Genomic DNA, 25,514 nt, shown 5'->3' with positions numbered 1-25,514 from the left:
TTTAAAACAACTTCTATCATGGAATATTTTCCGTAAGATCATTTTTCGTTTTGACAGCTCGTATGATTAATCAGTAACTTTTCTGAATACATTTTCCTAAACCCCAACGGCGAATATCCTTTAAACTTTTTAAACTGCTTATAAAAAAATGGAAGCGTCTCATAGCCACAATAAAATCCAATTTCAGCTACTTGCTTGTCTGTTTCTAAAAGCAACCTGCTTGCTACGTTAACCCTGTATTCGTTTAAAAAAACAAAAAATGGTTTTTGCATGGTCTTGCTGAAGAACCTAGAGAAAGCTTGCTCATTCATGTTAGTGACAGTGGCAATATCCGACAATCTGATCCTTTTGTTATAATTGTCTTTCACATGCGTTTGCACTCTTTTTAATCTATCCTCAGTTTGGTTGGAAAGATCACAGAAGTAGGAATCTCCAGCCAGCATTACAACTTCCTTTTTTCTAGTAAGTTTATCAAGCAATTTTATCAATAACACATAGCGATTTATTGGTGAAGTATTCAGCATTTCCAACATCATACTTTCAATTTGAATTGTTGTACCCGTGTCAAACTTCAACCCTCTACATGCCTGATCTATCATCTTGTTAATGGCTTCAAATTCCACTGATTTTCCTATTATTGACTGATCCCACTGTAGTACCAAACATCGAGCTACACCTTTAAAGCCATTGATGTTTTTCCAGCAATGAGGTAAATTAGAGCCAAGAAGTACTAGATCTCCCTTTTGAAAGTCAGCAATATGATTTCCAACATACCGAATGCCTGTGCTTTCCAAAATACATGTCAATTCACATTCTGGATGAAAATGCCAATGCCCATCGAACTCTGGTTTATCAAAAAGAAAGATTCTGATAGAACTTTCGATAGACAAAGGTATCTTTTCGTAAATTGGTTGCATAGGTAATTAATCATCTATTTCATTAAAAATAATGGAAACAATCTCATATAGCAATACAAGATAGATTACTTTTTAAGCAAAATAAAGGAAGAATTACAATAAAAGAATATATAATTTTATCTTTTTATTTAAATCACAATTCGATGACAAGCAACCTACATAGAGACTTTTCTCAATACTCCGACATGATTTCAGGTATTTTCCAAAAAATATCAGCGAAAGAAGCTTGGGAGGAATATAAATTATCTGATGAGCAGGTGGACTTTTTTAAAGAAAACGGGTACTTACACAACATTAAAATTTTGGAAGATGATCAGATTGACACACTAAACAAAGAGCTGGCTGAAATAACCGATCCTTCTCATCCCAAAAATGACCTGTTTTACGAATTTAACAGCAATGAATCAGAAGATCCCAATGCCGTTCTTTTTCATTCACTTGGACATTGGAGAATTACGGAAGGTTTTCACGATGTTCTTTGGAATCCCAGATTTGTAGTAGCTGCTTGTCAATTACTTGGGAATAAAGCGGTTCGGTTTTGGCACGATCAGTTATTCTGCAAACCGGCAAAGCATGGTGGAGTGGTAGCCTGGCATCAGGACTACAGCTACTGGACAAGAACCATACCGATGCAACACCTCACCTGCTGGGTGGGCTTGGATGATGCCACTGTTGACAATGGGTGTCTCAATTATATTCCTAAAAGCCATAAATGGAATTTATTGGATAAAATCGGTTTGGCTGGCAACATGGATAGTCTTAAAGATTTGCTGACCGAAAGCCAAAAAAAAGAATATGACAAAAAAGTAAGCATTGAAATGCCAAGAGGCTATGGCTCTTTTCATCACCCCTTAATGGTACATGGATCATACGAAAACAAATCTAATCAATCCAGAAGGGCATTTGTACTCAATGTATTTGCAGACGGTACTATATCCAATTCCAATGAAGAAATGCTGGCTGGGGTTCCTCCTATCCAAAAAGGAAATAAAATGGACGGTCAATATTTTCCATTGTTGTTTGATCCGGATCATATCTCTTAAAACCACCCTTAATTCAAATTAGAAGACTATCCAACCTTTCATGAAGTATGGATAGATAACAGTATCTTTGAAAAATAATAAAACCAACTTTTAAAGTAATCCCCAAATTTTATGAAACTAAAACTGGTATTGTTTTTTATCATCACAAATGTAATTAATGCCTTTGCATCAAAGGTGGATACCGTGATTGTCGAAAGTAAATCCATGAATAAATCAATCTCTAATCTGGTGATCACTCCAGACACTTACAGTTCTCAAAAAGAAAGATTCCCTGTGATCTATTTACTTCATGGTGCTGGCGGAAATCATCTGGATTGGTCATCTAAAGTTCCTGAAATAATCAATTATGCTGATCAGCACAACCTTATCATTGTTTGTCCCGACGGAGCAGTTACCAGTTGGTACTTTGATAGCCCTATAGACAAGACAATGCAATATGAAACATACGTTTCAAAAGAATTGATTGCAGTTGTTGACAAAAAATACAATACTCTGGCCAACAAAAATGGCAGAGCAATTACCGGACTGAGTATGGGTGGACACGGAGCATTCTATCTTGCTTTTAAGCACTCAGGCCTTTGGGGAGCTGCAGGAAGCATGAGCGGAGGGTTGGATATACTTCCATTCCCAAGAAACTGGGACATTTCTAAACGTCTGGGTACATATTCCGAAAACAAAGATGTTTGGGAGGAAAACACTGTGATTAATCTGGTGCATTTACTCGACGGAAAAAATCTAAAGCTAATATTTGATTGTGGTGTTGACGATTTTTTCTATGATGCCAACAAAAGAATGCACCAAAAATTAATCGAAAGAAACATTCCCCATGATTATACGGAACGGCCGGGCAAACACAACTGGGAGTATTGGACTAATTCTATCAAATACCAGCTCTTGTTCTTCGAAGGTTTTTTCAAATCAAACAAACAAAGTGAATGAAAGTCCTGCTTGTATTATCATAGTTTAGAATGTCCTGTTTGAAGGTTTTGTAGTTAAACACTAACCTACAGCACACCCGTTTGCTGATGTGATTGTGTCACTCAAAAACACTCCTGGCAACCACCAACACTTTACCCGTAGATTGGTTGATGATTTGATGAGCATAAGAGTTTTCGTCAATCTCATAAGATTGAGAAACGATTTCATCTCCATAGCCTGCCTCCGCTTTAAAAGTAATATCGACCGATTTGGGTTTCTTTTTTTCTAAAACATGTTGATCTAAAGAATCCAATATCCATTGAAAATATTTGGTATTGTTTACATGATTGTTCACATCCAGGTCAAACCAACTGACACGTATAGGTATTTCATTTTCGATTTTAATCTGATCAAAAGTACATTTTCCCTGAATCTTGTCCATCCCACCTCTATTCACAGAAAAACGGGCATTCTTTATGTGATCAGGAATGGTAATCAACTTTCTGGTATTGATATCCAGCACCAACCAGTTAGAAGTTGCCTGAACCAGCAAGTTGCTGCTTTCATCAAATACCCTGAAATCACGATAAGCAAAATACTTATCCAAATCAGATGGCCAGGTTTCGATTTTTAAAACTTGTGGATAAGAGGGCAATTCCAAAAATTCTACATACATACGGTTAACTACCCAGGTAATACCTTCTTTGAGCATGTCGTAAGTGGAAAAGCCCAGTTTGGTTGCATTTGTCCAGGCAGCCTCTTGCATGTACCCCAGCAAGCTTGGCACTTTAATACTTTTAGAAGCATCTGTTTCGCTTGCTTTTACTTTAAATGAATCGAAAAATACTGACTCTTCCATATCAGTGATGGAAATTAATGCAATAAGTGGACAAACAAAAAAAGCAAGGTATAAACCTTGCTTTTCAATATTTTAAGATATGTATGTCTTATTTTTCTTCTTCTGTTCCTTCAGCTTCTGTCTTTTTAGCTTTAAGTGCTTTTTTCGGCTTGGCTTCTTTTGCTTCTTCTACAACAGCTGTCTCAGCAACTACTTCTTCTTCAGGCTCTTCTGCTTTTTTCTCGGCAGGTTTTGTTTTTTTGGTAGCAGCAGAAAAACTTGCAGCTATAGCCTCAACATCCACATTCTTGATGACAGGCTTTGAACACAATTGCTGGATTCTTGCAACTTTATTCTTAGCAACCGCTTTATTTCTTCTATCCTTTCTTTTTAGTCTTGTAACAGCCATCTTATTATAGTATTAAAATTCAGTGCGCAAAATTAAGATAACATATCATTTTATCAAACTTATTAGGAATAATGATTAATAATTCAGTAATTATTTTTCTCATGACTAATTTAATCCACTCTCAAACAGATTTTAACTGTAAAATGATGGTTTCTTTTTCTTGATAAATATCTGACGAAAACTATTGCCTGTAAATGCAGCAAATCCACCAGCTAATGCTCCTATCACCCCTGTCCCTACAATCAACAATATTGGATCATCGATTTTAAACAACTCTGTCATTTTATTTGACATATTAGACCCTGACTCCATATCAAACTTCCAAGCCATTACCATCCAAAGTAAACCTACTCCAAGAAATCCACTTAAAAAAGCATTAAAATTATGACCGGGCAAGAAAAATGAAACAATAACCGAACATAGAATCACTGACCACCAAGGCATAATTGTACCTACTGCAAAACACGAAACCGATATAAGAATCAACCTTAAAATAAATATCATATCTATTTAGGAGAAATTGTTTGCGTAAAAATTAAACTATTATGAGCTTCATTCACTGACTTCAAAAATATCAAAGGAAAATATTCCCCTTTGGCCCAGGGATCAATCAGCTGCCCATAAGCCGGATTGCCAGGGTTTCCGGTCTGACTACCCGGATAAACTCCCCATCCCTGCACCTTGTCTTTGCCTAGTTCAACAATCATCCTCCAGGACGGGCCATGTTTGGCACTCGTAGCATTTACTATATTTTTACCTCCTCCTACTTTCACTCCTCCCCTTGAAAATGGCTTCAAATCGAGTATATGGTTTACACTTGTGTTTTTATATTCAAACCATACATAGTCTTTTTCATTTCTGGTTTTCCAGGCATCCAATGAATCCAGGCCAATATAAAATGCTTCGTTGATCAAATCTTTTGAGTCCTCAACTTTGGTTGTATTTACTTTATCAAAATATTTATTGTCGGGATAGTTATTCAGGATATAAATAGTATTGTAAACATTTGGCTTTATCAAACTCACTTTCTTATCCTCAAATTCATCCCATACCAAAGCGTAAAAAGCATCCCACCATGCCTGATAAATAGAAGGTGCTATTTGATCAGGACTATTGAAATAATCCCATTTACGCAGCATCATAAATGCTTTCAACTGCGTATTGTTTAGTTTGGCTGTATCCAGACTATCCAACATCACAGGCAAACTTTCCAATGCCCGATAATTATAGTTATCATTTTGAAGACGCATCATATCTGCGGGACGAATATTTCCAAGCGATTTGAGTCTGTCATTTATTCTTCTGTTTCTATAGTATTCATAATATGCATCGAAGGTATAATATGGATACGAAATATCAGCAGGATGCTGATTGGCAGAACTCACAAATCCACTTTCTGGATTTCTTACCACCATGTTCTGACTTTTGGGAATAATTGCCTGCCATTCATGCGACGACTTCCTCCCATCCAAGAGAAATTTCCCCTGCTCCTGCCACTTTACGGGAAATTTTCCATTGATCCTTATTGCTATTTCACCTGATGCAGATGCAAAAGAAAAGTTCTGAGGTGGGCCATCGTAGTAGTCTGTTGCCTTGACAAAATCATCATAATTCCGAGCCCTGTTTAGTTCATAAAAAGTAAGGTATTCATCAGAGCCCTCATGAGCTGTCCACTTCATCGAGTAGTTTATTCTATCACCATCTCCCAAAAAATTACGATCATACGTAACTGGTCCATAATGTGTATAGACAATGGTATCGTAAAATGGCATCTCCCCTTTTATTTTAAATTCTTCAACTATTTTCTGGGTTTTGAGCCATTTGTCGTCGTATTTGTATTCTTCTCTCCTGGAATTTTTAAACTCTGTGTAATACCAATCTACCACATCTCTTTTTGCGTTGGTTTCACCCCAGGCAATCGAATCGTTAAAACCGGCTATGACTCCCGGTGCTCCGGGCATAGAGCTTCCAAATACATTGATATCGGGTGCATGAAGCTGCAAAATGTACCAAACAGAAGGTAATCTTAGTTGCAAATCCATTTCATTGGCCAGTATCACTTTTCCATTGGCAGTCTTTTTACCGGAAACTACAAAGCTGTTTGATCCATTTCTTGGATCAGGTTTTTCAATGGTTTTTTCAGTTAAAAATTCTACAAAATCCACTTCCGGTTTTTCTACTTCAATCGGCACAAAGTCCCACTTGATTTCTTTAGGTATAATAGGATCTAAATCCGGATGACGCTCGGGAAACAAAAAATCAAAATCTTCACGTCCAAAGAGTTTTAGTGCATTTGTATTTTCAAGATCAGCTTCAAAACGAGAAAGATCGTTTTCCATGAGCTTTAAAAACAAACAAGACTTCAGGTTCTCCCAGGGTTCAGGTTTGTAATCGAGTAACTTGTATTCGATTGGATAACTGGAATAATCCAATTGGTTGATGTATGCATTGATACCGTCAGTATATGCTTGTAAGGCCTGAAAGCTTTTCGGGCTTTTTTCCGCTTGTTCCAACATTCTCCTGGCACCATACAGCAAGCCAATCCTTCTGCGGCCTCTGTCAAAATCCAATGCCTTTTTTCCTATAATTTCAGATATTCGTCCGGCAGCAGCCAACAACTGAAATTCCATTTGCCAAAGCCTGTCCCGTGCAGTTACATACCCTTGAGTATAATACAAGTCATGATCGTTACCAGCAAAAATATGAGGATAATACTGTTCATCAAATTTGACAATTACTTTATCCTTTAGCCCTTTCAGCCTCAACTCATCACTCAACTCTAATGCTTCTTTTTGGCCATTCTGCCAGAACCCACTGAAAGGGTTGACAAACTTTCCAATAGGAGGTTTGCCGTCAATACTTTTATTTAAAAAGTACAAAAGAGACAGTGTGATGAGCAGTGAAAATATAAAGCGAGCGATTTTCATCGAATGGAGGACGTGATTCAGGTTAAACTGCCCCGAAGTTATAGCAGATTGAACTATTGTACAATAAAAGATTAGAATAAACGGCCTAAAGTCATTTTGTTATTTGCCTATAAAAAATGAACTATTAAAACCATGAAGAATGAAACTAACACTTAATTTTACAAAATTTAGAAAGAGATAAAAATAGCGGCACCATGGAAAAAGTGATTTTGGTAAATAATAAAGATGTGGAAACCGGCTCAATGGAAAAACTTGAAGCCCATAAATCCGGATTGTTGCACAGGGCTATCTCCGTTTTTATTTTCAATGATCAAAATGAACTGCTGCTACAAAAAAGAGCTCTCAACAAGTACCATTCTGCGGGTCTATGGACCAATACCTGCTGTAGCCATCCCAGAGCAGGAGAAGACACCAAAGCTGCTGCCTCTCGCCGGTTGCAGGAAGAAATGGGATTGAATACAGATTTAAAGTGGTGTTTCAGTTTTCATTATAAAGCTGAACTTGAAAACGGTTTGACCGAAAATGAATTGGATCATGTCTTTATAGGAAAGCACAATGAAGCTCCAATACCAAACGCTGAAGAAGTATCCGAATGGAAATATATCAATCTTGATGTTTTAAAGTCTGATATAAACTCCAACCCTGAGGATTACACCTTTTGGTTCAAATTAATTTTAGACAGGGTAGCCACTCAATACCTCGAAAAGGCTTACTGAACCCTACCCTCAAAAACTTCCTCTATCGGCTGACCTGTAGCACCACTTGGCAATTTAATATTCAATAACATCGATATAGTTGGTGCCAAATCTGTGATAGTATGATATTCCACAGTACTACCGGCATTGATGCTTTTTCCATAAAAAAGCATAGGCACATGAGTATCATATGTATAATGAGAACCGTGAGTCGTACCCTGAGGGTTCACACCATCACCACTTAACCAACCTGGATTTAAAGTCAAAAGAACATCACCAGACCTATGAGCATTGAATCCGGCAGCCAACATCTGAACATCTTTGTTAGAACCTGAGTAGTTGTTGATGAATTCACTATCATAAGCTGCTGCTATTCCATAATTTCCATTAAAAAAATCAACTATCACCTTTTTCACTTTCCTTTCATCTATTGATGATTCTTTGATCAATTTCTTATTCAGAAATATTTGATCATTGCTATATGTAGAAATAAGATTGTCTTTCCCAAATGATTCCAACAAGACTTCCGAAAGGCCCTTTTTTGCAACGCCAAAGTCAAAGTAATCAGCAGGGTATTTCTGGTTTTTTAGCGTCAATGGAATTTCTGCCACCGCATGATCAGCCGTTAAAAATACATTGTATTGGTAAGCCCCAACTTTTTCATCAAGGTATTTAAACAACTCTTCCAAATCTTTGTCAAGCTTAATGTATGTATCTTCTACTTCTTTCGAATAAGGGCCAAATGCGTGTCCGACATAATCAGTGGATGAAAAACTAACAGCCAGAAAATCCGTGATGTCATCTTGCCCCATTGACTCTCCTTTGATAGTTGCCAATGCCATCTCTTTCAATATTGAATTACCAAAAGGGGTAGAACGAATAAGTGAAGCAGGATTTACTTCTTTTGACATCTCTTTCAAATCATAAGGAAAGGTAGCCGATTGTCTATCTCCAAATTTTCTTTCACCCGGGCGGTCATCCGGCCCTGATTCTACATACTGTTCTATAGGATATGATGTCTCCCAACTTTGAGACATATATTTTTCTACCCATTTTTGATTATTGAAGTCATTTACCCAATCAGGTAATTTATCCATATAGTAAGTACTAGACATAAACTCACCTGTTTTGCCATCATACCAATATGCACCTGTTGGATGATGACCAGCCGGAAGTGCCGCACCCCGATCTTTTATGGATATACCTACTATTTTTGACCTGTTTTGAAAAAACTGCCCCAATTCGTCTGTAATGGTTGTGGAAAGCATATTTCTGGCTGATATTTTTCCTGCTTCAGGGCTTCCTCCTACAGCTTGCTCAGTAGAATCTCCTGCACAATACATACTTCCTCCAGATCCTTTCACATACCAGTCATTACCAATCACTCCATGAACCCTTGGTGTAGTACCAGTATATACAGAGGTATGTCCAGGACCAGTCTTCGTTGGAATATAATTATAATGAGCATTCTTTACCATAAACCCTTTATCCATTAATCTTTTAAAGCCCCCATCACCAAATTTGTTATAAAACCTGTAGAGGTATTCTTGACGCATTTGATCTACAACTATGCCTACTACAAGTTTAGGCCTGTCAATATCCGAATGAGTACCACAACCAAAAGAGGCCAAGAAAAATAAGAGTATTATGTTTTTTTTCATTTTATAAATTTTGAGGTAAATATATGTCAATACTTATATTTCATAATCATATTGATTTCACTTTTCAGAAACAATCAACATATAATTATCAGTAAAGAGTGTTTTATATTTTCTAATTTTGAACCAAATTTTATACCAAAGGCTATCACTTGAATCTATCCAAACACTTAAAACCAGAACTTATATTTGATGCCGTAAAAGAAGCATCAAAACAGCTTGACTGTGAAACTTATGTAATCGGTGGTTTTGTAAGGGATATACTCCTGGAAAGAAACTCAAAAGATGTCGATTTTGTATGCGTGGGAAGTGGAATAGAACTCGCTAAAGCGACAGCAGAAGCATTGGGAAAACATACAGGCCTGGCGGTTTATAAGAACTTTGGAACTGCTCTGGTAAAACACAAAGGGCATGATATTGAGTTTGTGGGTGCCAGAAAAGAATCTTACCGAAGTGATTCTCGCAAGCCCATTGTAGAAGACGGAAGCCTGGAGGAAGATCAAAACCGAAGAGACTTTACCATAAATGCTCTTGCCGTTAGTATCAACGAAGAAAACTATGGTGAATTAATCGATCCGTTTGGAGGAGTGGAACACCTCAAAAATAGAATTATTAAGACACCACTCGACCCTGACATCACTTTTTCTGACGATCCATTGAGAATGATGCGCGCAATTCGATTTGCAAGCCAGCTTAGTTTTGATATCGATGCAGACACTTTCCATTCCATAACGACCCAAGCTGAAAGAATAAAAATAGTTTCCGCAGAAAGAATTATTGATGAGTTGAATAAAATCATTTTATCCCCGACTCCCGGTTATGGCTTCAACCTATTATTTCAATCAGGGCTTTTAAAATTGATTTTTCCAGAAATGGTAGAGCTACATGGTGTGGAAATAAAGAATGGCAAGTCGCACAAAGATAATTTTTACCATACGTTACAGGTACTTGACAACATATCACAAAACACAGAAAACTTATGGCTCAGGTGGTCTGCCATTCTTCATGATATAGCCAAACCAGCTACTAAAAAGTTCAATAACAAAGTGGGATGGACATTTCATGGACACGAAGATCGTGGTGCCCGCATGGTGCCAAAGATATTCAGGAAGATGAAGCTGCCCATGAATGAGAAAATGAAGTATGTACAGAAACTAGTCAGGCTTCACCTGAGACCAATTGCTCTGGTCAAAGATGAAATAACTGATTCGGCCATACGCAGGTTGCTTTTTGAAGCAGGTGACGATGTAGATGATTTGATGACATTATGCAATGCTGATATTACTTCTAAAAACCATAACAAAGTTCAACGCTACCTTAGCAACTTTAAGAAAGTAGAAAAAAAACTACAGGATCTGGAAGAAAAAGATCAGTTGAGAAACTTTCAGCCGCCAATATCGGGCGAAATTATTATGCAGGCATTTGACCTTCCTGCCGGAAAAATGGTGGGAGAAATTAAAAATGAGATCAGAGAAGCCATACTCGAAGGAGATATTGCAAATGAATACAATGAGGCAAAAGACTTAATGATAAAACTTGGCAAGCAACGCGGATTGGTTTTTAAGCATTTAGATAACTAAGTTTGCGCCAAAAACAAAACTAACATATTAACATACTATAATGAAAAGGATTTTATTAATATTAGTTTTCGCTATATGCGGAATGTTCAATAACCTTTCTTACGCACAGGAAGCACCTGCTGACACTACCCAAACTGATGGTTTTTTCAACCTTTATGCAGGTATTTACAACCTTTCTACTCAATTCAGTGATCCGGCTGTGACCAGAATGGCCCTTTATCACCTTCTAATGGTTGCTCCAAATAAAACAGGTATTTTGGATTCATTAGCTTTGAATTATTATGACAACCAAAAGTGGATTTCTGTAGCACTGGTTACAAAAGAAAACTTAAAAATAAACCCAGACAATGAATTGGCACTTGAATTGTCAGCCGTTTCTTATGAAAACCTGGGCATAAAAGATCAGGCACTCGCTCAATATGAAACATTGTTTCTGAAAAATGACAATACCACTACCCTATACCGCGTGGCATTTCTCCAGTTTGAGCTAAAAAGATACAAAGAGTCCCTTGCTTCTACTGAAATCCTCTTAAACAGATCTGACATTGCTGAGCAAAAACTATATTTCCCTAAAGCTGACAAAACACAACAGCAAGTAACCATGAAAGCTGCCCTCCTAAATCTCAAAGGCTTAATTGCTAAAAGTGAAGGTGATGTAGCCAAAGCCAAAGAACTTTATCTGGAAGCTTTAAAAGATTCTCCGGGATTTGAAGTAGCTCAGAAAAATCTAAGTGATGCAGGTAAATAACCAATAAGAACGCTTTTTTTCAAAGAAAAACTAATTTAATCTTACGGGAAATATAAAGCATAAGTTAGTGTGTAGTATTTTCCAACACTACTACCGATGGCCCTGTAGATAACCATTCTTTGCCTAGTCCGGTCGTGTCGCCCTGAGCCAGAAAATACACAAAAGAGCCAAGAGCCAGATCAATGTCGCCATCTTCATCAATGTCTCCTGCATCCATTACTATCCATCTGCCTCTGGTGGCTTCCGGAAAAGAGTAGTCATCAAATACTACCCCCCCTTTATTTTCGAGGTAAATAAAGCTTTCTTCGGGGTAGCTGTAGTAATCCGGAAAAAATGAGATTACCGCAATATCCAAATCACCATCAAGATCATAATCTGCTGGTATGGCTTTATATGCGCCATTGAGCGGATAGAAAAAAGATTCTTTGAAATTGAATTGACCATCGTTCTGGTAAATGTAAACGCCGTGATATTTTTTCAAAATAGGTGTTTGATCGGCATTGTCTCCACAGACGTAAATGAGGTCATCATGTCCATCGCCATTGAAATCGGCAAGCTCAATATTCTGCGATCCGTAAAGGGGAAGGAATGACAACAATCTTTTCGCTTTGAATGCCCCATTGCCCTTGTTTTCGTATAAGAAAACACCTTCATCTCCCTGAGACATAAGTACCAGAATGTCATTCAAGCCGTCTTTGTTTACATCTTTAATGATGGCTTTGATTGCGCCGGGCTTGCTGGATAGCAGCTTGACAGCATATTTATCCCTTCCTTTGTTCTCAAACCAAACCAATTTTCCTGTGTGGTTTCCATACTCGCATGCAACAATGTCTTCTCTTCCATCATTGTTCAAGTCGCCATAAGCCATAAATACAGGTCGTTGTAAATTTGAAATGATAGTATTGGCGATATTGTAATTTTGCCCAACTTCTTTCTTATATATTTTTTGCAATGCACCCTCTGGAGCATCATGTGGAAAAATACTTTTTCCAGCTGTAGTGAGATACACTGTATCAGACTTTTCATAATAATGTATGGGTGTTGTGTTGAATACCAGATTGTAATCAAGCTCAAGATTGGGAGTCAGGAAAGTCAAACTATTTTTGTCTTGTTTGCCATCACTATATACAACACCTCTTTTGTTGGGAAGTATTCTGACCATAGCCGTTAGTGGAGGTCTGTGAGAATAGGCTGTTTCTTTGTATTTAAAATGCTTCAAACCCATTTTTATGCTTTTTTCTCGCTTTGGAGGCAGGATGGTGTCAGGAGCATTTTTCAGGTAAAAATCTACTATTTTCTTCCAGTCGGATTTAGCCATCATCGGCTGTTCGGGAAAGATGTTGGCTTTCCTGATTAACATCCCACCAATGCCACGGTCAAACAGGCTGTCCGGTTGGTGATTTCCTTTGAAAATGCCCAATCTATGCCCCATAGCAGGTAGCACGTCTTTTTTCCAACTTGATTTTGGAAGTAATTCCGGTTTCACAAAACCGTGACATCTTCCGCAATGCATTTTTGCGAGTTCTGATCCCGTAAGCACTGAAGCAGGTATTTCTTTTATCTCTGGTTTGCCAGTCTTTTTCTTTTCCGAACAAGAAAAAAACAAACAAACGGTAATACACCACAGAATCAATTGCTTCATACCAAAAAGGCTATATCTATAATTTTGTTGTCGGTTGAACTGAGAAAGGTTTTTCCCATTTACAAGAAGAACTTTTCTTCCTTCGATCTGACAAAGAAGGTTTATTAATATTAAATTTCAATATCAGTCCCCTGTAAATTTTGCTTCTCTTCTTTCTAGAAACGACTGAATGCCTTCCTGGGCATCTTTGGAATGCATCAATTTGTGCAACAGAGGCATCAGGTCTGCTTTGGCTGCTTCATAGCCCTGTTCGAAAGTTTTGGTTGCGTTGATCAATGTGGCTTGTACTCCAAGAGGAGCTTGTTTGGCGATGGATTTGGCAACATTTAGTCCTGTTTCATAAGGAGTGTCGGATACTTCCTGTACCAAACCAATTCTTAAAGCCTCATTTTCATCAAATGTGTCGCCAGTAAGCAGGTAACGCATGGCATTGCCCCAGCCACATCTTTGGGCAAACCGGATGGTGGCTCCTCCGAAAGGAAAGATACCTCGTTTGATCTCTATTTGTCCAAATTTGGTTTCTTTCCCGGCAATACATATATCACTGGCTAATATTAATTCTATAGCAATGGTAAGGGAATACCCTTGTACAACTACTACCATAGGTTTGGTTCTTTTTCTGCCAGTGAGTTGTACCGGGTCAACTGTTTCATTTCCAAACAAAGTAGCACCTTTGCCAATATGGGTGGCTACATCAGCTAGGTCAAGTCCTGCCGTGAAATGTTGTCCTTTAGAAAATAAAAAACCACATCGTAAGTTTTTGTCATCTTCCAGTATGGTGTATGCCTGAGCTAATTCCTGAAGCATTTGGAAGGTAAAGGCATTCATTTTGTCATTGCGGTTGAGTTCTATTAGCAAAAGATGGTCTTTTACCTTTGTTTTGATGAAATCCATATATTATTTTTTAATGTGTCTTTGTCATCTTTTGTAATACTCTTTGAGTGCGAGACGTCTGTCTTTCTCTTTTTTCAATTCTTTGTAAACACCGGGTTCAGCTACTCTTTCTGCACAATCTGGTGCATTACATCTTTCGCAGGTATCATTCACCATTTTGGTGTCTATGCGGGTATCAGAAAGAAATTTGACTCTTTCTTTTACATTGTCACCTATTCTGATACCAAGAGCCAGACTACTGTTTACTCCCGGAGTGGGACTTAATGGCCTTGCCAGTGAAAGTACCAGAAATTCCTCACCAGTTTCGTAGTATTTATCAATCTGCACACCTCCCATTTCGGTATTGTCGTTTTCATCTTTTTGGTTTTGTGCCAATTCATCCAGAATAGAAATAAACATCCATCTTCTACAGAAATGTTCTTGCAGCACTGTTCCTCTTGGAGTATGCTCTCGTGCAATATGTAATTCTTTGCTTAGTGTATAATTTCCAGAGAAAGGTACATTGTGAAACCTGAAAAAGAACAATTCTTTGAAACCAAAATACTGCGGCAATAAATTGGTCATGCGTTGCAATACCATTTCAGGAGTAGCATTGTAGCTCATCATGGTGTCAATCAGGATGTTGGGTTCCCAATGGGGCTTGTTGAAAAAGCTTTCTAAATCAACCAAAAAAGTTTTACGATTGATGAGAATGGACAGGGCAAAATAGGACGCTTTGAAATTGTTAATTACCTGATCGAATGAAGAGACATCAACCCACGGAGAAGTCAGCGTTCTTTCTTTGAGCCCAAGGTAGGCATGTCCTATTTCTTTGGCCAAATTAAACCCTCTTTGTCTTGAATTCAATGCTGTATTCAACGTAAGCCTTGTTTTTCTTCTTTTCCCCGGCTTCACGATCGACCTCATGTCACTTAAAGATTCATTGCTTGCAAAGTCATCGTATATTATTTTATAATTGAATTCATTTGTTAACAAATTTTCAAGGTGACGGGTGGTCAGTGGAGTATTGATGTCAATCTTGTAATCGCTGATAAATCGCTCAGCCGCTTGTTCCAGATCATCAAAGTAGTTATTGTGGATTTCCTGATAGGAACGCATTACTGAAAAGTAGAAAGTCTCTACCCGCAGATCATAATTCCTGCTAATTTCCAAAAGAGTACCTATAAAAGCATTCAGCTTAGAGGGGGCATTGGAAAGTAATTCCAGTAGTTTACCTGGTTCTAATCCGAACATATCCAAAGGCAATTCAGACAATATGCCAGAATGTAATAATTCCACTAACGGAGAAAGCTTGTTGTCGAGGTATTCTGATATCATTTCCGCTTCTGATATCTCTAATGCCTTAGACAACATACTGATTTTTTCGGGTCGCGGAAATTTTTTTCCTTTCTCTATTTCATTGAGATATGAAATCGAAATACCGCTCAGTTCTGACAATACCTGAAGTGAATAGTTTTTACTACTTCTATAATGTCTTAACTTAATACCAAAAATGAGTTTTTTATATTCCTTGCTTAATGCCATTAAAATAGTTAGCTGCTTTTTGTGAATGATAAACTTAAATAAACCACTTTGAGTATGGGCTATTTTAGCCCTGATTTTACTTCGAACAGTTTCATTAAAGCTACCAGATGAGAAAAAAGCACAGCAGGTACTATGAAAGTTGGTAGCCATACGTATGGGAAATAAAGCACACCCACATTGGGCATGTCAAAGGCAAACTTCTGGAATGGGAAAGGTGCAGAGAGGATTGCATGTCCAACAATATTTATCAGTAGGATAAGTGCTATGATATTCCAGATTATAGCCACCAGCCTTCTTTTATTTTTGAAACCCATTGCGAAAATAGCTATAAAAGGGGCGGTTACTCCAGACAATATATCGTAGTTGATTCCTTCAAATGTCATTAGTTTTGGCACTAATCCACCAAGGAAAAGCCACCACAAGACCATTTCTACTGGTACACGAACAGTATGTAAATAAGTCAACGTGGTGATTGGAATATTTCTAAGGTAGGCTCTGCTTTTTGAATTGACAAACAACGCCAATATGGTCAACAGAGGAGGTACGATACCAAAGACCAGTCTTGGAGGTTTTGCATCAAAATCCAGGTAAAAATTATTATGTCCTAATAATGCAGTTAAAACCAGCCAGACGGATATAAGTAGTCCGACTATCAGCGCAGTTTTTTCCTTTTTGTTATTCTGTGCCTGATGTACGCTAAAGTAAATGAATACAGAAGTGGCAATTGTGGTGAGTATAAATACCGGACTGACATATACCGGAATTTTATCCATACTAGTGATTGTTGATGTTCAACTAAGTTAATAATTATATCTTTATGTTTGTCAAATAGCAGTTAAATTTTTAAATCACAGGTAAATGAAATGGTTGCAAAATATTTAATGGATTTTGAAGGGTTAATTGATCTGCTTGGTGAGGAATTGAAAAATCCATTACCCGGAATGGAAGGTCAAATCAAAATGGCACCTAAGCCTGTAAATAACACTCGTTTTAATTTTAACCATTTAAATGAAGTGAAGCTTGGTGGGGTTCTGATATTGTTGTATCCTAAAGATGGGTCGGTGTATTTTCCGTTGACTGAAAGAAATCAGTATCCGGGAATTCATAGTGGTCAGATTTCTTTACCCGGTGGGAAAAAAGAAAGGCAGGACTCCAGCCTTACCGATACTTCGATAAGAGAAACGACAGAGGAAATAGGTGTGCTGGGAGTAAATGTAAACGTACTTGGTAATTTGTCCGAATTGTACATTCAAGCCAGTAACTTCAAAGTTTTACCGACAGTGGGTTATACGGCCAATAGACCTGAATTTATAAATGACAAACGGGAAGTGGCAAACCTTCTGGAAGTTGATTTAAAAGAATTATTGAATCCCGGAATCAGGTTTTCGAAACAGATGAAGGTAAAGAACGACCTGGAGTTACATATTCCATATTTCGATATCCAAAACCAAATGGTATGGGGAGCTACTGCTATGATATTGAGTGAATTTGTAACCATATTGAACCGAATAAACTGACTATGGAAAAATCTACACCATTAATTACCAATGATGCCGTTGTACTGGGGATTTTATTGATTTTACTTGGGTTCGTATTTAAAACATCCTCGTCAGACAATCCTTTTTGGAGAAAATTCTATTCTTACGTACCATCCTTACTGGTTTGCTATTTCTTGCCATCAGTATTCAATTCACTCGGGATCATAGATGGGGATCACTCTCAGTTGTATTTTGTTACATCCAGATACATGCTGCCGGCATGTTTGGTTTTACTCACTATCAGTACAGATTTTAAAGAAATAATCAGACTTGGTTCAAAGGCGGTTATTATGTTTTTGACCGGTACAGTTGGGATTCTTATAGGAGGGCCGATTGCCATTCTGTTTTTTTCTTATGTAGCTCCTTCAGTACTAGGTGCAGATTCTGAGGAGGTGTGGCGAGGGATGACTACAGTCGCAGGGAGCTGGATTGGAGGAGGAGCGAATCAGGCTGCTATGAAAGAAGTATTTCTGGTAGATGACAACCTGTTCTCTAAAATGGTAACTGTAGATATTATTGTAGCTAATATCTGGATGGCATTTTTGCTAGTGGGGGCAGGGAAATCCAAATTGATGGACAAATACCTGAATGCTGATGCGTCGGCTATAGAAGACGTGAAAAATAAAATGGAAAAGTATAGTGCCAGTATATCCAAAATACCAAACCTCTCAGACCTTATGCTTATTCTTGCTGTTGGCTTTGGAGTGACGGGGTTTGCTCATTTAGTTAGTGATTGGATTGCTCCTTATCTGTTGGAAAACTATCCGGGATTGAAACAATACAGCCTGACATCTGGTTTTTTCTGGTTGATAGTGATATCAACCACACTTGGTTTGATCCTGTCATTTACCCGGCTTAGAGAATTGGAAGGTGCTGGTGCATCAAAGATTGGTAGTGTTTTTATATACCTGCTGGTGGCTACTATTGGTATGAAAATGAACGTATTAGCTATCTTCGAATCACCCGGTTTGTTTTTAGTAGGGATAGTCTGGATGCTGGTGCACATTTCTCTCTTGCTCATAGTGGCTAAAATAATTAAAGCTCCATTTTTCTTTGTGGCGGTTGGTAGCCAGGCAAATGTAGGTGGTGCCGCATCTGCGCCTGTTATGGCGTCTGCTTTTCACCCTTCCTTAGCACCAGTAGGGGTATTACTTGCCGTTTTGGGTTATGCTTTGGGTACTTATGCAGCCTATATTTGTGGACTTTTGATGCAATTTGTTTCTCGTTAGACTTGTTGGGTATGGTTTCAAATAAATCATGTATTCTGCCCAAAATATCACAACTTTGTTAAATTTTATTTCCTGAATATTCTGTAAAATGCTATCAAATCAATATACAATGTCTAAAGCCGGTTCAATTTCAAATCTGAAATTGAAAGAGGTAGAAATAGGCGACCCTGAGGCAGATCAGGTGCAAGTAACGGTGAAAGCTGTGGGCTTAAATTTTGCAGATATTTTTGCAATGCATGGTCTGTATAGTGCTACACCCAAAGGCAGTTTTGTGCCCGGACTGGAATTCTCAGGAGTAGTTGAGAAAATAGGTGACAATGTAACTGATTTCAAAATTGGAGACAGAGTAATGGGAGTGACTAAATTTGGTGGTTATGTCACTCACATCAACCATGATTACAGGTATTTATCACCACTGAAGGATGACTGGAGTTTTGAAGAAGGAGCAGCTTATTTGGTGCAGGGGCTTACGGCATACTATGCATTGGTTTCTCTTGGCAATATTCAAGACCAATCAACTGTGCTGATTCATAGTGGGGCAGGAGGGGTTGGTATTATGGCCAATCGGATTGCCAAACAATTTAATGCATTTACTATAGGTACCATAGGAAGTGATCGTAAAACTGATGTGCTCAAAAAAGAAGGATTTGATGAAATTATAGTAAGAGGAGCAGATTTCCGGGAAAAATTAGCACAATCCTTAAATGGAAAGGACTTAAATATTATTGTGGAAACCATTGGAGGTAAGATATTTAAAGAAGGATATAAACAACTTGCTCCGCAAGGAAGAATGGTGGCGGTAGGAGTATCTCAGTTTGCCTCTCCTGGTAAAATACCCAACTATCCGAAGCTAATTTGGCATTACCTGAACAGACCGAAAATTGACCCACAGGAAATGATTCAGGAAAACAAGGGAGTGTTGGCTTTCAATTTGATCTGGCTTTATGATCGGGTACATTTAATGAATGACATGCTCAATGAAATGACTGAAATGGATTTGGGTAAACCTTTCGTGGGAAAGACATTTCCTTGGGATCAGATGTATGATGCCATTAAATTTTTTCAGTCCGGTAATTCAACCGGAAAAGTTGTAGTCACCATTTAATTTACAAATAAAAAATGCTATGAATCTGGTTATAGACATAGGAAATTCCGATGTGGTTTTTGGTCTTGAGGAAAAAGGTACATACCCATTTATATGGAGGATACAGAGTGATGTTAACAAAATTGCAGCAGAGTATGAGATCAAACTTCGTCAGTTTTTTTTGGAAAATGATGTGAGGATAGATTTGGTGGAAACGATTTCTATCAGTAGTGTGGTGCCGGATTTGAATGAAACTGTTTTACAGGTATGTTCTAAGCTATTTGCTCCTAAACCATTCATTATCAATGGAGAAATCATAGCCAAAATGGATTTTGAAATTGACAATCCTTATGAAATAGGTACTGATTTAGCCTCTAATGCCTATGGTGCTTTTACCAAATATTCACAGGCATGTATTGTTGTGGATTTTGGTACGGCACTGACATTTACTTCTATATCCGGGAAAGGAAAAATACTGGGAGTAGCCATAGCACCAGGAGTGAAAACAGCAATGAAGGCCTTATCTTCTAACACAGCTAAGCTACCGGAAATTCCTCTGGAAATACCAAAAAAACTGATTGGGAGAAATACCATAGAAGCCATGCAATCGGGTATTATGCAGGGCTATGTGGGGTTGGTTAAATACATGATTGAAAAGACCGAAGAAGAAATGAATGAAACTCCTAAAATAATAGCCACGGGTGGCCTTTCTTTTATTTTCAAGCCATTGTTACTTGAAGTGATTGATGAAATAGTCCCCCATTTGACGTTGGATGGTGTATTGGCAATCAGGAGTAAAGTGAGTTGATTTATTGTATTTTCACTGCACCCACCACGCAATGGGTGCATGCAGTGAAATTGATGCTTTTAGGCTAGTTGGAATTTTTCTCTAATAAAAACTTCACAGGAGTTACTGGCTTTTTTCCAGAACTTCTTTAGGAAAAGTCATTCCATACATGCTTTCGAGTGTTTGGGTAAACAAGCCAAATTCAGCTTCTCCAAAATACCTTTCTTCACTTGGATTTTCCAGTTCTGACAAGTCAAAGCCTTTTTCTCTCAGTTGAGGTAATATTTTCAGGACAATTCTTTGCCAGGCCAAAGGGGTGATGTTTTTGGTACACCAATTTTTAAGTATTAATATTTTTAGTTTCATAACTGGTTATGTTTTGCAAAATCTTTATTAATTAAATTCGAATCCCCATAAAAAGGATATCGTCGGTTTGTTGTTCTTCACCTTTCCATTTTTCAAATACTGCTTCTAGCTTCTCATTTTGTTCTTCCATAGGAAGGTTCTTTATTTCACCGAGAGCTTTCAATATCCTTTGTGAACCAAATTTCTTTAAATCTGCCCCACCAAACTGATCCTGAAATCCATCGGAATAAAGATAGAAACTGGTTTCACCTTCTATAAATGGTAAGGTTGTTTGAGAATAGTTTCTTTCCTGATTTACAAATCCGCCAATTGACAACCTGTCTCCCTTCACTACTTTGAGTTCGTTTCCCTCAGTATATATCAGATTTTGTTTTGCCCCGGCGAAGCATATTTCACCTTTATTTTTATTTATTGCCAATATTCCGGCATCCATTCCATGGTGCATGTTTTCCTCTGACTGGTGAAGAATCTCCTGTATGCCTTCATTCAGGTTGTTGAGTATGTCTTTGGGTTCTATTATTTCATGCTCATAGACGATTTGATTCAAAATGGATTCTCCTATCATACTCATGAGTGCTCCTGCTACTCCATGTCCAGTACAATCAATGGAAGCCAGATATAATATGTCGTCTTCTCCGTTATTGCATTCACCAAACCAATAAAAATCACCGCTTACTATATCTAATGGTTTGAAAAGAAGGAAGAAGTCGTTAAAGTTTTCTTTTATCTCATCAGGATCCATCAGCATGGCATTTTGGATGGTCATGGCATACCGGATGCTATCCATTAGGTTTTTGTTTACATCAGCCAATTCTTTGGTTCGCTTTTCCACTTTTTGTTCCAGAGTATTGTTGATCATTTCCAATTCTCTAATCAGCTTTACTTTGTCACTTTTCAGTTCGTAAGTTTCCAGAGCTTTGTCGATGGTGAGCTTCATTTCACCTTTGTCCCATGGCTTGGTAATGTATTTGTAAATGCCACATTTGTTTACTGCTTTTACTATCGCTTCAATGTCTGCGAATCCAGTAAGGATCATTCTGATGACATCAGGGAATTCAGGCAATACTTTTTCCAGGAGCTCGGTACCTGTCATTTCAGGCATTTTCTGGTCAGTGATGATACACTGGATGTCATTTTCACGAAGCATTTGTATGGCTTCATTGCCACCAGAAGCGGTCAATACATTGTAGTGCCTTTTAAAGGCCATTCGGAAGATTCGCAGGTTGCTCTCTTCGTCATCTACATATAGCAGTGTGTATGGTTTCGTATTTACGTTGGTAGGTTCAGCGGTAGCTGTTAACACCTGTTCCATTGTTTCAGTTTTCATGCGCTTTGAGATTGTGATACAGTAGTTTGTTCCTCTTTGATTTCAAGGGTTTTTGGTATAAGTATGGAAAATTCAGTCCCTCTTCCTTCTTCACTGTTTACATAGATATTTCCTCCATGCTTTTCTACTATACCAAAAGTGATCGACATACCCAGTCCGGTACCAATTCCCACCGCTTTTGTGGTGAAAAATGGTTCAAATATTCTCCTTTTTACCTGTTCCGGCATGCCTTGTCCATTGTCTTTGATTTTGATCATTACATGTTGATCCTGATTGTCTGTGTAAATCTGAATCTCTCCGCCTTTTTTATCTTCAGGAATTGCCTGAATGGCATTGTTGAGGATATTCATAAACACCTGATTGAGCTGCCCCGGAAAGCAGTTGATATCGCCAATTGAATCATCGTAAAACTTCCTAACATTGATTCTGTTTTTAGTTTTGTTTCGCAGTAGAATAAGTGTTGCGTCAAGAGATTCGTTGATGTTGGCTGGTTTCACTTCTTCTTCATCCAATCTTGAGAATACTCTCAATCCTTTTACAATCTCTATTGTCCTGACAGCTCCTTTTTTGATGTCAGTTACCAATTCTTTCACATCTTCCAAAAGCTCTTCGTAACCAATCTCCTCCTTTAGTTCCCGGATTTCATCCATCACTTGTATGTAATCATCGCTGTTTCCGATTTCGTCGTATTTATTAATAATATCCAGTAGGTCATCCAGAGATACTTTAAGTGTATCTATGCCATTGTACACAAAGTTGATTGGGTTGTTGATCTCATGTGCTATACCTGCTGTTAGCTGTCCAAGAGATGCCATTTTTTCAGATTGTACCAACTGGCTTTGGGTGTTTTTGAGGTTTTGAAGGATGTTCTCAAGTTCTTGCTTACTTTCTGTTTCATGCTCCAGAGAAGACTTTAGTTTGTTCTCCGCAATCATCAGTTTTTCGGTTGCTTCCAGTTGCTCCTCAGCAATAGACCTCATGCGTTCTTCCGAATACCTTACTTTGTCGTAAGCCTTTCTTAGTTCGTCCTGTACCTTTATGAGTTTTTCATTTACTTCAATTTGTTTTTTAGAGCTTTTTAAGATTTCCTGTTCCGAATTTCTTAATTTTTGGTTTCTCTGTTCCAGAGCTCTTTGAGACAGAATTAGTTTTTCATTATATTCCAGTTGTTGTTCTGCGCTCTTTCTTAATTCTTCTTCCGATTTTTTAAGTCTTGTATAAGCTTCATTGGCGGACATGAAATTTTTGTAGGCCAAATTCACTACAGGCCTGAATACAAATGCTGCCTGGAGCAGCAGTACTCCAATGATGATGAGTACTAAAATGTATCCTGCATTGGAAAATCCACCTTTGTTTTGAATCGCCTCGTTTTCGAATTGGTTGGCAAGATCTTTTGAGGTAGGTGCAAACCTCCTTTGATTATAAAACATACCATTTAATGCAAGAGCCAAAGTTGCTCTTTTTTCATCTTCTGGATCATTGTAGCTTAGTTGAAGAATTTCTTTGGCAGAAGCTACAATTTCTTTAAATGGGATTTCAGATTTGGCTAGCAGATCATCAACTTCAGGAGAGTTGCCATTTTTATTTAAACTGGAACTTAAATCTCCTTTTGTGAGTGTTTCTCTTGTCTTGGTGAAGTTGTTTAACGCAATATTGAGTCGTTCTTTTGTTCCATTAAACTTGGTTTCAGTGGTCGCAAATTCTTCAGACATTGAGAGAGCTTCCTTTGCAATCTGTTCGCTTAACGAAACCTGCATCTGAGCCAGGTTTACAAGGTGAGCATCATTCTTATTGGTTCTTACGGCTTCCTGATTGGCAAATTGTCCTATTACCAGACCAATTATGACCAAAACCAGACTGAATACATACAGTCTGATGAGATTATCTTTTTTCATAGCGTATTGGTTGTTTTTAAGTGGTTATTTTTATACTCTCATTTATTTTTTGATATGATCTTTGTCGTTATTTTATGATTTTCAGGTTTCTATAGCTTTGTAATTTTTGTAATTTTGGTTTGATTACTCTTTCTCTGTATTCTTCATGTCCCAGTATTTCACTCATCTTAATGTGTAGAAAATGCCCTTCCAGCCAGCCTTCAAATATTCTTAGGAAAATGGCTATAAATATTTTTATTCCTATACTCAAAAAAGGTATTTCAACATGGCGTTCGATTATAGGTTCTAGGTAATATTCCTCAGATATAAAGAGTACTATCGCTACCATAAACATGATACGGAAGGCTTTTTTTCCCACTGTCATGTGTATCAATTCTTTCACTGTGGTTTCTAACTGGGTGTTTTTTTTCTGTATTTCCTGATTTTGACTCTGAATTTTTTGATTGGCCAAATCCAGTTTTTTTTGCAGGCGGTCACTGATTTTTGTGATGACCTTGCTTTGCTCTAACAGATCGCTGTAATGACTGATGAAATTAGTAGCATCTCGCATATTGAGTTTCTTGCCTTTCACCTTACCGGAAAAGTCAAATAGTATTCGTTGTTCTTCGTGGTAAAGCTCTTTCATCTAATTTTCGGTTATCTTTTCTCTGTTGAGAGCTCTTAGTACCCTTATTTGGAAAGTGAAGTAAGAAAAGTCTTCATTTATCTTTTGAAATTCATAAGAGAGTTTCTGACCGGTTTTTCTGGCAATTTCTACAAAGCCTAATCCGGCCGTTCCTTTGTTGGAAAACTCTCCGGTATATAGGATTTCTTTATACAACTTCTTTAGCTCTTCCTTTTCCAGCATATTGATTTTATCAAGCTTAGATTTTATTTCTTCGATTTTTTCATTTGGAATAAAATTTCCAGTCATAATATTGAAAAATTTCTTGCGAGCAGTAACCAATAATAAGCCGGATTTTGAATCGTACGTACTGATTTGGTTGTTGTCATCGGATACTTCGTCCATATGATGGTATAGGTTTTGTATGCATTCGGTGGCTGTTCCATAGAATTTTTTTTTGATAATTCTATCGGTTTCCAGTTCTCCAATTCTTTCTTCCAGCGTTTCTATAATAGAAGTAATAAGATCAAAAGTTACATCCCCTTTGTACATCAAGATGATGTTGGTATCATAAATGTTTTTGTATTTCTGTAGTAAATCCATTTTGATAATTATTCTTTTATATAAGTTTTAGTTCACAAAAAGCATACTTATTCCATCTGCTTTTTTTTAAGCAATACCTCTTCAGGTCAAAAAAACTACAATAGTTTTCTGATCTGACCTATGGTGATTTTCCAATAAATAAATTCGAACATTTCAAGAATTAGACAATTAATAATTTTACTACTTGGCTAATTCTCTTCTCCATAGCTATTGGGGCATGTTGAATTAAATCATTTTGAATATTACTTTAAAAAAAAATAACTTCCAAATATTGGAAGTTATTATGTG

24 protein-coding genes are annotated in these 25,514 nt (G+C 37.6%); 9 read left to right on the top strand and 15 right to left on the bottom strand.

Annotated elements, in window-relative coordinates; all coding sequences use genetic code 11:
- Nucleotides 1–38 precede the first annotated feature (38 nt).
- Nucleotides 39–917 (bottom strand): AraC family transcriptional regulator, encoded by an 879-nt coding sequence (locus AAOP42_RS15450; protein WP_349529445.1) that lies wholly within the window; start codon nt 915–917, stop codon nt 39–41.
- A 143-nt stretch (nt 918–1,060) separates the two neighbouring features.
- Here AAOP42_RS15450 and AAOP42_RS15445 point away from each other — a divergent pair, with 143 nt between their 5' ends.
- Together AAOP42_RS15445 and AAOP42_RS15440 are read left to right on the top strand one after the other, a co-directional pair.
- Nucleotides 1,061–1,960: a phytanoyl-CoA dioxygenase family protein gene (locus tag AAOP42_RS15445; RefSeq protein WP_349529444.1), complete on the top strand. Its 900-nt coding sequence runs from the start codon at nt 1,061–1,063 to the stop codon at nt 1,958–1,960.
- Nucleotides 1,961–2,071: 111 nt separating this feature from the next.
- Nucleotides 2,072–2,899, top strand: coding sequence for an alpha/beta hydrolase (locus AAOP42_RS15440; protein WP_349529443.1), 828 nt, complete (start codon nt 2,072–2,074; stop codon nt 2,897–2,899).
- 97 nt (nt 2,900–2,996) lie between these two features.
- Here the strand turns inward: AAOP42_RS15440 and AAOP42_RS15435 are convergent, their stop codons facing one another.
- The 4 genes from AAOP42_RS15435 to AAOP42_RS15420 all read right to left on the bottom strand — a co-directional run bounded on the left by AAOP42_RS15435 (nt 2,997) and on the right by AAOP42_RS15420 (nt 7,004).
- A complete protein-coding gene (locus AAOP42_RS15435; RefSeq protein ID WP_349529442.1) occupies nt 2,997–3,737 on the bottom strand; it encodes an acyl-[acyl-carrier-protein] thioesterase in 741 nt (246 codons plus the stop codon).
- 88 nt (nt 3,738–3,825) lie between these two features.
- Nucleotides 3,826–4,125, bottom strand: a complete 300-nt coding sequence (locus AAOP42_RS15430; RefSeq protein WP_349529441.1) for a hypothetical protein — start codon at nt 4,123–4,125, stop codon at nt 3,826–3,828.
- A 132-nt stretch (nt 4,126–4,257) separates the two neighbouring features.
- On the bottom strand, nt 4,258–4,629 hold the full coding sequence (locus AAOP42_RS15425; protein ID WP_349529440.1) for a hypothetical protein: 372 nt from the start codon (nt 4,627–4,629) through the stop codon (nt 4,258–4,260).
- 2 nt (nt 4,630–4,631) lie between these two features.
- Complete coding sequence (locus AAOP42_RS15420; protein ID WP_349529439.1) at nt 4,632–7,004, bottom strand: penicillin acylase family protein; 2,373 nt, start codon at nt 7,002–7,004, stop codon at nt 4,632–4,634.
- Between the two features lie 242 nt (nt 7,005–7,246).
- Here AAOP42_RS15420 and idi point away from each other — a divergent pair, with 242 nt between their 5' ends.
- Nucleotides 7,247–7,768: an isopentenyl-diphosphate Delta-isomerase gene (gene idi / locus AAOP42_RS15415; protein WP_349529438.1), complete on the top strand. Its 522-nt coding sequence runs from the start codon at nt 7,247–7,249 to the stop codon at nt 7,766–7,768.
- Here the strand turns inward: idi and pafA are convergent.
- The gene (gene pafA, locus AAOP42_RS15410; protein WP_349529437.1) at nt 7,762–9,408 is read right to left on the bottom strand and encodes an alkaline phosphatase PafA; all 1,647 of its coding nucleotides are present in this window, start codon (nt 9,406–9,408) and stop codon (nt 7,762–7,764) included. The two genes, idi and pafA, sit on opposite strands and share 7 nt — an antisense overlap.
- Before the next feature lie 149 nt (nt 9,409–9,557).
- Here pafA and AAOP42_RS15405 point away from each other — a divergent pair, with 149 nt between their 5' ends.
- Both AAOP42_RS15405 and AAOP42_RS15400 read left to right on the top strand, forming a co-directional pair.
- A complete protein-coding gene (locus AAOP42_RS15405; RefSeq protein WP_349529436.1) occupies nt 9,558–10,985 on the top strand; it encodes a CCA tRNA nucleotidyltransferase in 1,428 nt (475 codons plus the stop codon).
- Nucleotides 10,986–11,025: 40 nt separating this feature from the next.
- Nucleotides 11,026–11,733, top strand: a complete 708-nt coding sequence (locus AAOP42_RS15400; protein ID WP_349529435.1) for a tetratricopeptide repeat protein — start codon at nt 11,026–11,028, stop codon at nt 11,731–11,733.
- A 64-nt stretch (nt 11,734–11,797) separates the two neighbouring features.
- Here AAOP42_RS15400 and AAOP42_RS15395 read toward each other — a convergent pair whose 3' ends face one another.
- The 4 genes from AAOP42_RS15395 to AAOP42_RS15380 all read right to left on the bottom strand — a co-directional run bounded on the left by AAOP42_RS15395 (nt 11,798) and on the right by AAOP42_RS15380 (nt 16,566).
- Nucleotides 11,798–13,375 (bottom strand): FG-GAP repeat domain-containing protein, encoded by a 1,578-nt coding sequence (locus AAOP42_RS15395; protein ID WP_349529434.1) that lies wholly within the window; start codon nt 13,373–13,375, stop codon nt 11,798–11,800.
- Between the two features lie 123 nt (nt 13,376–13,498).
- Entirely contained in the window at nt 13,499–14,269 is a 771-nt protein-coding gene (locus tag AAOP42_RS15390) for a crotonase/enoyl-CoA hydratase family protein (protein WP_349529433.1), read from the bottom strand.
- 24 nt (nt 14,270–14,293) lie between these two features.
- Nucleotides 14,294–15,793: a helix-turn-helix domain-containing protein gene (locus AAOP42_RS15385; protein WP_349529432.1), complete on the bottom strand. Its 1,500-nt coding sequence runs from the start codon at nt 15,791–15,793 to the stop codon at nt 14,294–14,296.
- A gap of 59 nt (nt 15,794–15,852) precedes the next feature.
- Nucleotides 15,853–16,566: a DUF8737 domain-containing protein gene (locus tag AAOP42_RS15380; RefSeq protein ID WP_349529431.1), complete on the bottom strand. Its 714-nt coding sequence runs from the start codon at nt 16,564–16,566 to the stop codon at nt 15,853–15,855.
- A gap of 90 nt (nt 16,567–16,656) precedes the next feature.
- Between AAOP42_RS15380 and AAOP42_RS15375 the strand changes: the two genes are divergently transcribed.
- The 4 genes from AAOP42_RS15375 (at nt 16,657) to AAOP42_RS15360 (ending at nt 20,452) form a co-directional block, all read left to right on the top strand.
- Nucleotides 16,657–17,310, top strand: coding sequence for an NUDIX hydrolase (locus tag AAOP42_RS15375; protein ID WP_349529430.1), 654 nt, complete (start codon nt 16,657–16,659; stop codon nt 17,308–17,310).
- Nucleotides 17,311–17,312: 2 nt separating this feature from the next.
- Nucleotides 17,313–18,560 (top strand): DUF819 family protein, encoded by a 1,248-nt coding sequence (locus AAOP42_RS15370; RefSeq protein ID WP_349529429.1) that lies wholly within the window; start codon nt 17,313–17,315, stop codon nt 18,558–18,560.
- A gap of 109 nt (nt 18,561–18,669) precedes the next feature.
- On the top strand, nt 18,670–19,665 hold the full coding sequence (locus AAOP42_RS15365; protein WP_349529428.1) for a zinc-binding dehydrogenase: 996 nt from the start codon (nt 18,670–18,672) through the stop codon (nt 19,663–19,665).
- 19 nt (nt 19,666–19,684) lie between these two features.
- Nucleotides 19,685–20,452 carry a type III pantothenate kinase gene (locus AAOP42_RS15360; RefSeq protein ID WP_349529427.1) on the top strand — a complete coding sequence of 256 codons (768 nt, stop codon included), beginning with the start codon at nt 19,685–19,687 and terminating at the stop codon, nt 20,450–20,452.
- A gap of 102 nt (nt 20,453–20,554) precedes the next feature.
- Here the strand turns inward: AAOP42_RS15360 and AAOP42_RS15355 are convergent, their stop codons facing one another.
- The 5 genes from AAOP42_RS15355 to AAOP42_RS15335 all read right to left on the bottom strand — a co-directional run bounded on the left by AAOP42_RS15355 (nt 20,555) and on the right by AAOP42_RS15335 (nt 25,226).
- Nucleotides 20,555–20,797 carry a hypothetical protein gene (locus AAOP42_RS15355; RefSeq protein ID WP_349529426.1) on the bottom strand — a complete coding sequence of 81 codons (243 nt, stop codon included), beginning with the start codon at nt 20,795–20,797 and terminating at the stop codon, nt 20,555–20,557.
- Between the two features lie 31 nt (nt 20,798–20,828).
- A complete protein-coding gene (locus AAOP42_RS15350) occupies nt 20,829–22,124 on the bottom strand; it encodes a response regulator (protein ID WP_349529425.1) in 1,296 nt (431 codons plus the stop codon).
- Nucleotides 22,121–24,019 (bottom strand): sensor histidine kinase, encoded by a 1,899-nt coding sequence (locus AAOP42_RS15345; protein ID WP_349529424.1) that lies wholly within the window; start codon nt 24,017–24,019, stop codon nt 22,121–22,123. The genes AAOP42_RS15350 and AAOP42_RS15345 overlap by 4 nt, the downstream gene beginning before the upstream one ends.
- Before the next feature lie 67 nt (nt 24,020–24,086).
- Entirely contained in the window at nt 24,087–24,644 is a 558-nt protein-coding gene (locus AAOP42_RS15340; RefSeq protein ID WP_349529423.1) for a hypothetical protein, read from the bottom strand.
- Nucleotides 24,645–25,226 (bottom strand): SiaB family protein kinase, encoded by a 582-nt coding sequence (locus tag AAOP42_RS15335; protein ID WP_349529422.1) that lies wholly within the window; start codon nt 25,224–25,226, stop codon nt 24,645–24,647.
- Nucleotides 25,227–25,514 lie beyond the last annotated feature (288 nt).

Source organism: Reichenbachiella sp. MALMAid0571 (assembly GCF_040151475.1).
Taxonomy (GTDB): Bacteria; Bacteroidota; Bacteroidia; order Cytophagales; family Cyclobacteriaceae; genus CAXBNB01.
This window is presented reverse-complemented; position numbering and strand designations above follow the sequence as displayed.

Excerpts from the sequence above, each read along its gene's own strand:
- AAOP42_RS15365 (WP_349529428.1), top strand. The coding sequence starts at position 18,670 with ATGTCTAAAGCCGGTTCAATTTCAAATCTGAAATTGAAAGAGGTAGAA.
- AAOP42_RS15445 (WP_349529444.1), top strand. The coding sequence starts at position 1,061 with ATGACAAGCAACCTACATAGAGACTTTTCTCAATACTCCGACATGATT.
- AAOP42_RS15430 (WP_349529441.1), bottom strand. The coding sequence starts at position 4,125 with ATGGCTGTTACAAGACTAAAAAGAAAGGATAGAAGAAATAAAGCGGTT.
- AAOP42_RS15340 (WP_349529423.1), bottom strand. The coding sequence starts at position 24,644 with ATGAAAGAGCTTTACCACGAAGAACAACGAATACTATTTGACTTTTCC.
- AAOP42_RS15400 (WP_349529435.1), top strand. The coding sequence starts at position 11,026 with ATGAAAAGGATTTTATTAATATTAGTTTTCGCTATATGCGGAATGTTC.
- idi (WP_349529438.1), top strand. The coding sequence starts at position 7,247 with ATGGAAAAAGTGATTTTGGTAAATAATAAAGATGTGGAAACCGGCTCA.
- AAOP42_RS15425 (WP_349529440.1), bottom strand. The coding sequence starts at position 4,629 with ATGATATTTATTTTAAGGTTGATTCTTATATCGGTTTCGTGTTTTGCA.
- AAOP42_RS15450 (WP_349529445.1), bottom strand. The coding sequence starts at position 917 with ATGCAACCAATTTACGAAAAGATACCTTTGTCTATCGAAAGTTCTATC.
- AAOP42_RS15380 (WP_349529431.1), bottom strand. The coding sequence starts at position 16,566 with ATGGATAAAATTCCGGTATATGTCAGTCCGGTATTTATACTCACCACA.
- AAOP42_RS15435 (WP_349529442.1), bottom strand. The coding sequence starts at position 3,737 with ATGGAAGAGTCAGTATTTTTCGATTCATTTAAAGTAAAAGCAAGCGAA.
- AAOP42_RS15440 (WP_349529443.1), top strand. The coding sequence starts at position 2,072 with ATGAAACTAAAACTGGTATTGTTTTTTATCATCACAAATGTAATTAAT.
- AAOP42_RS15370 (WP_349529429.1), top strand. The coding sequence starts at position 17,313 with ATGGAAAAATCTACACCATTAATTACCAATGATGCCGTTGTACTGGGG.
- AAOP42_RS15360 (WP_349529427.1), top strand. The coding sequence starts at position 19,685 with ATGAATCTGGTTATAGACATAGGAAATTCCGATGTGGTTTTTGGTCTT.
- AAOP42_RS15390 (WP_349529433.1), bottom strand. The coding sequence starts at position 14,269 with ATGGATTTCATCAAAACAAAGGTAAAAGACCATCTTTTGCTAATAGAA.
- AAOP42_RS15345 (WP_349529424.1), bottom strand. The coding sequence starts at position 24,019 with ATGAAAAAAGATAATCTCATCAGACTGTATGTATTCAGTCTGGTTTTG.
- AAOP42_RS15385 (WP_349529432.1), bottom strand. The coding sequence starts at position 15,793 with ATGGCATTAAGCAAGGAATATAAAAAACTCATTTTTGGTATTAAGTTA.
- AAOP42_RS15375 (WP_349529430.1), top strand. The coding sequence starts at position 16,657 with ATGGTTGCAAAATATTTAATGGATTTTGAAGGGTTAATTGATCTGCTT.
- AAOP42_RS15355 (WP_349529426.1), bottom strand. The coding sequence starts at position 20,797 with ATGAAACTAAAAATATTAATACTTAAAAATTGGTGTACCAAAAACATC.
- AAOP42_RS15395 (WP_349529434.1), bottom strand. The coding sequence starts at position 13,375 with ATGAAGCAATTGATTCTGTGGTGTATTACCGTTTGTTTGTTTTTTTCT.
- AAOP42_RS15350 (WP_349529425.1), bottom strand. The coding sequence starts at position 22,124 with ATGAAAACTGAAACAATGGAACAGGTGTTAACAGCTACCGCTGAACCT.
- AAOP42_RS15335 (WP_349529422.1), bottom strand. The coding sequence starts at position 25,226 with ATGGATTTACTACAGAAATACAAAAACATTTATGATACCAACATCATC.
- pafA (WP_349529437.1), bottom strand. The coding sequence starts at position 9,408 with ATGAAAAAAAACATAATACTCTTATTTTTCTTGGCCTCTTTTGGTTGT.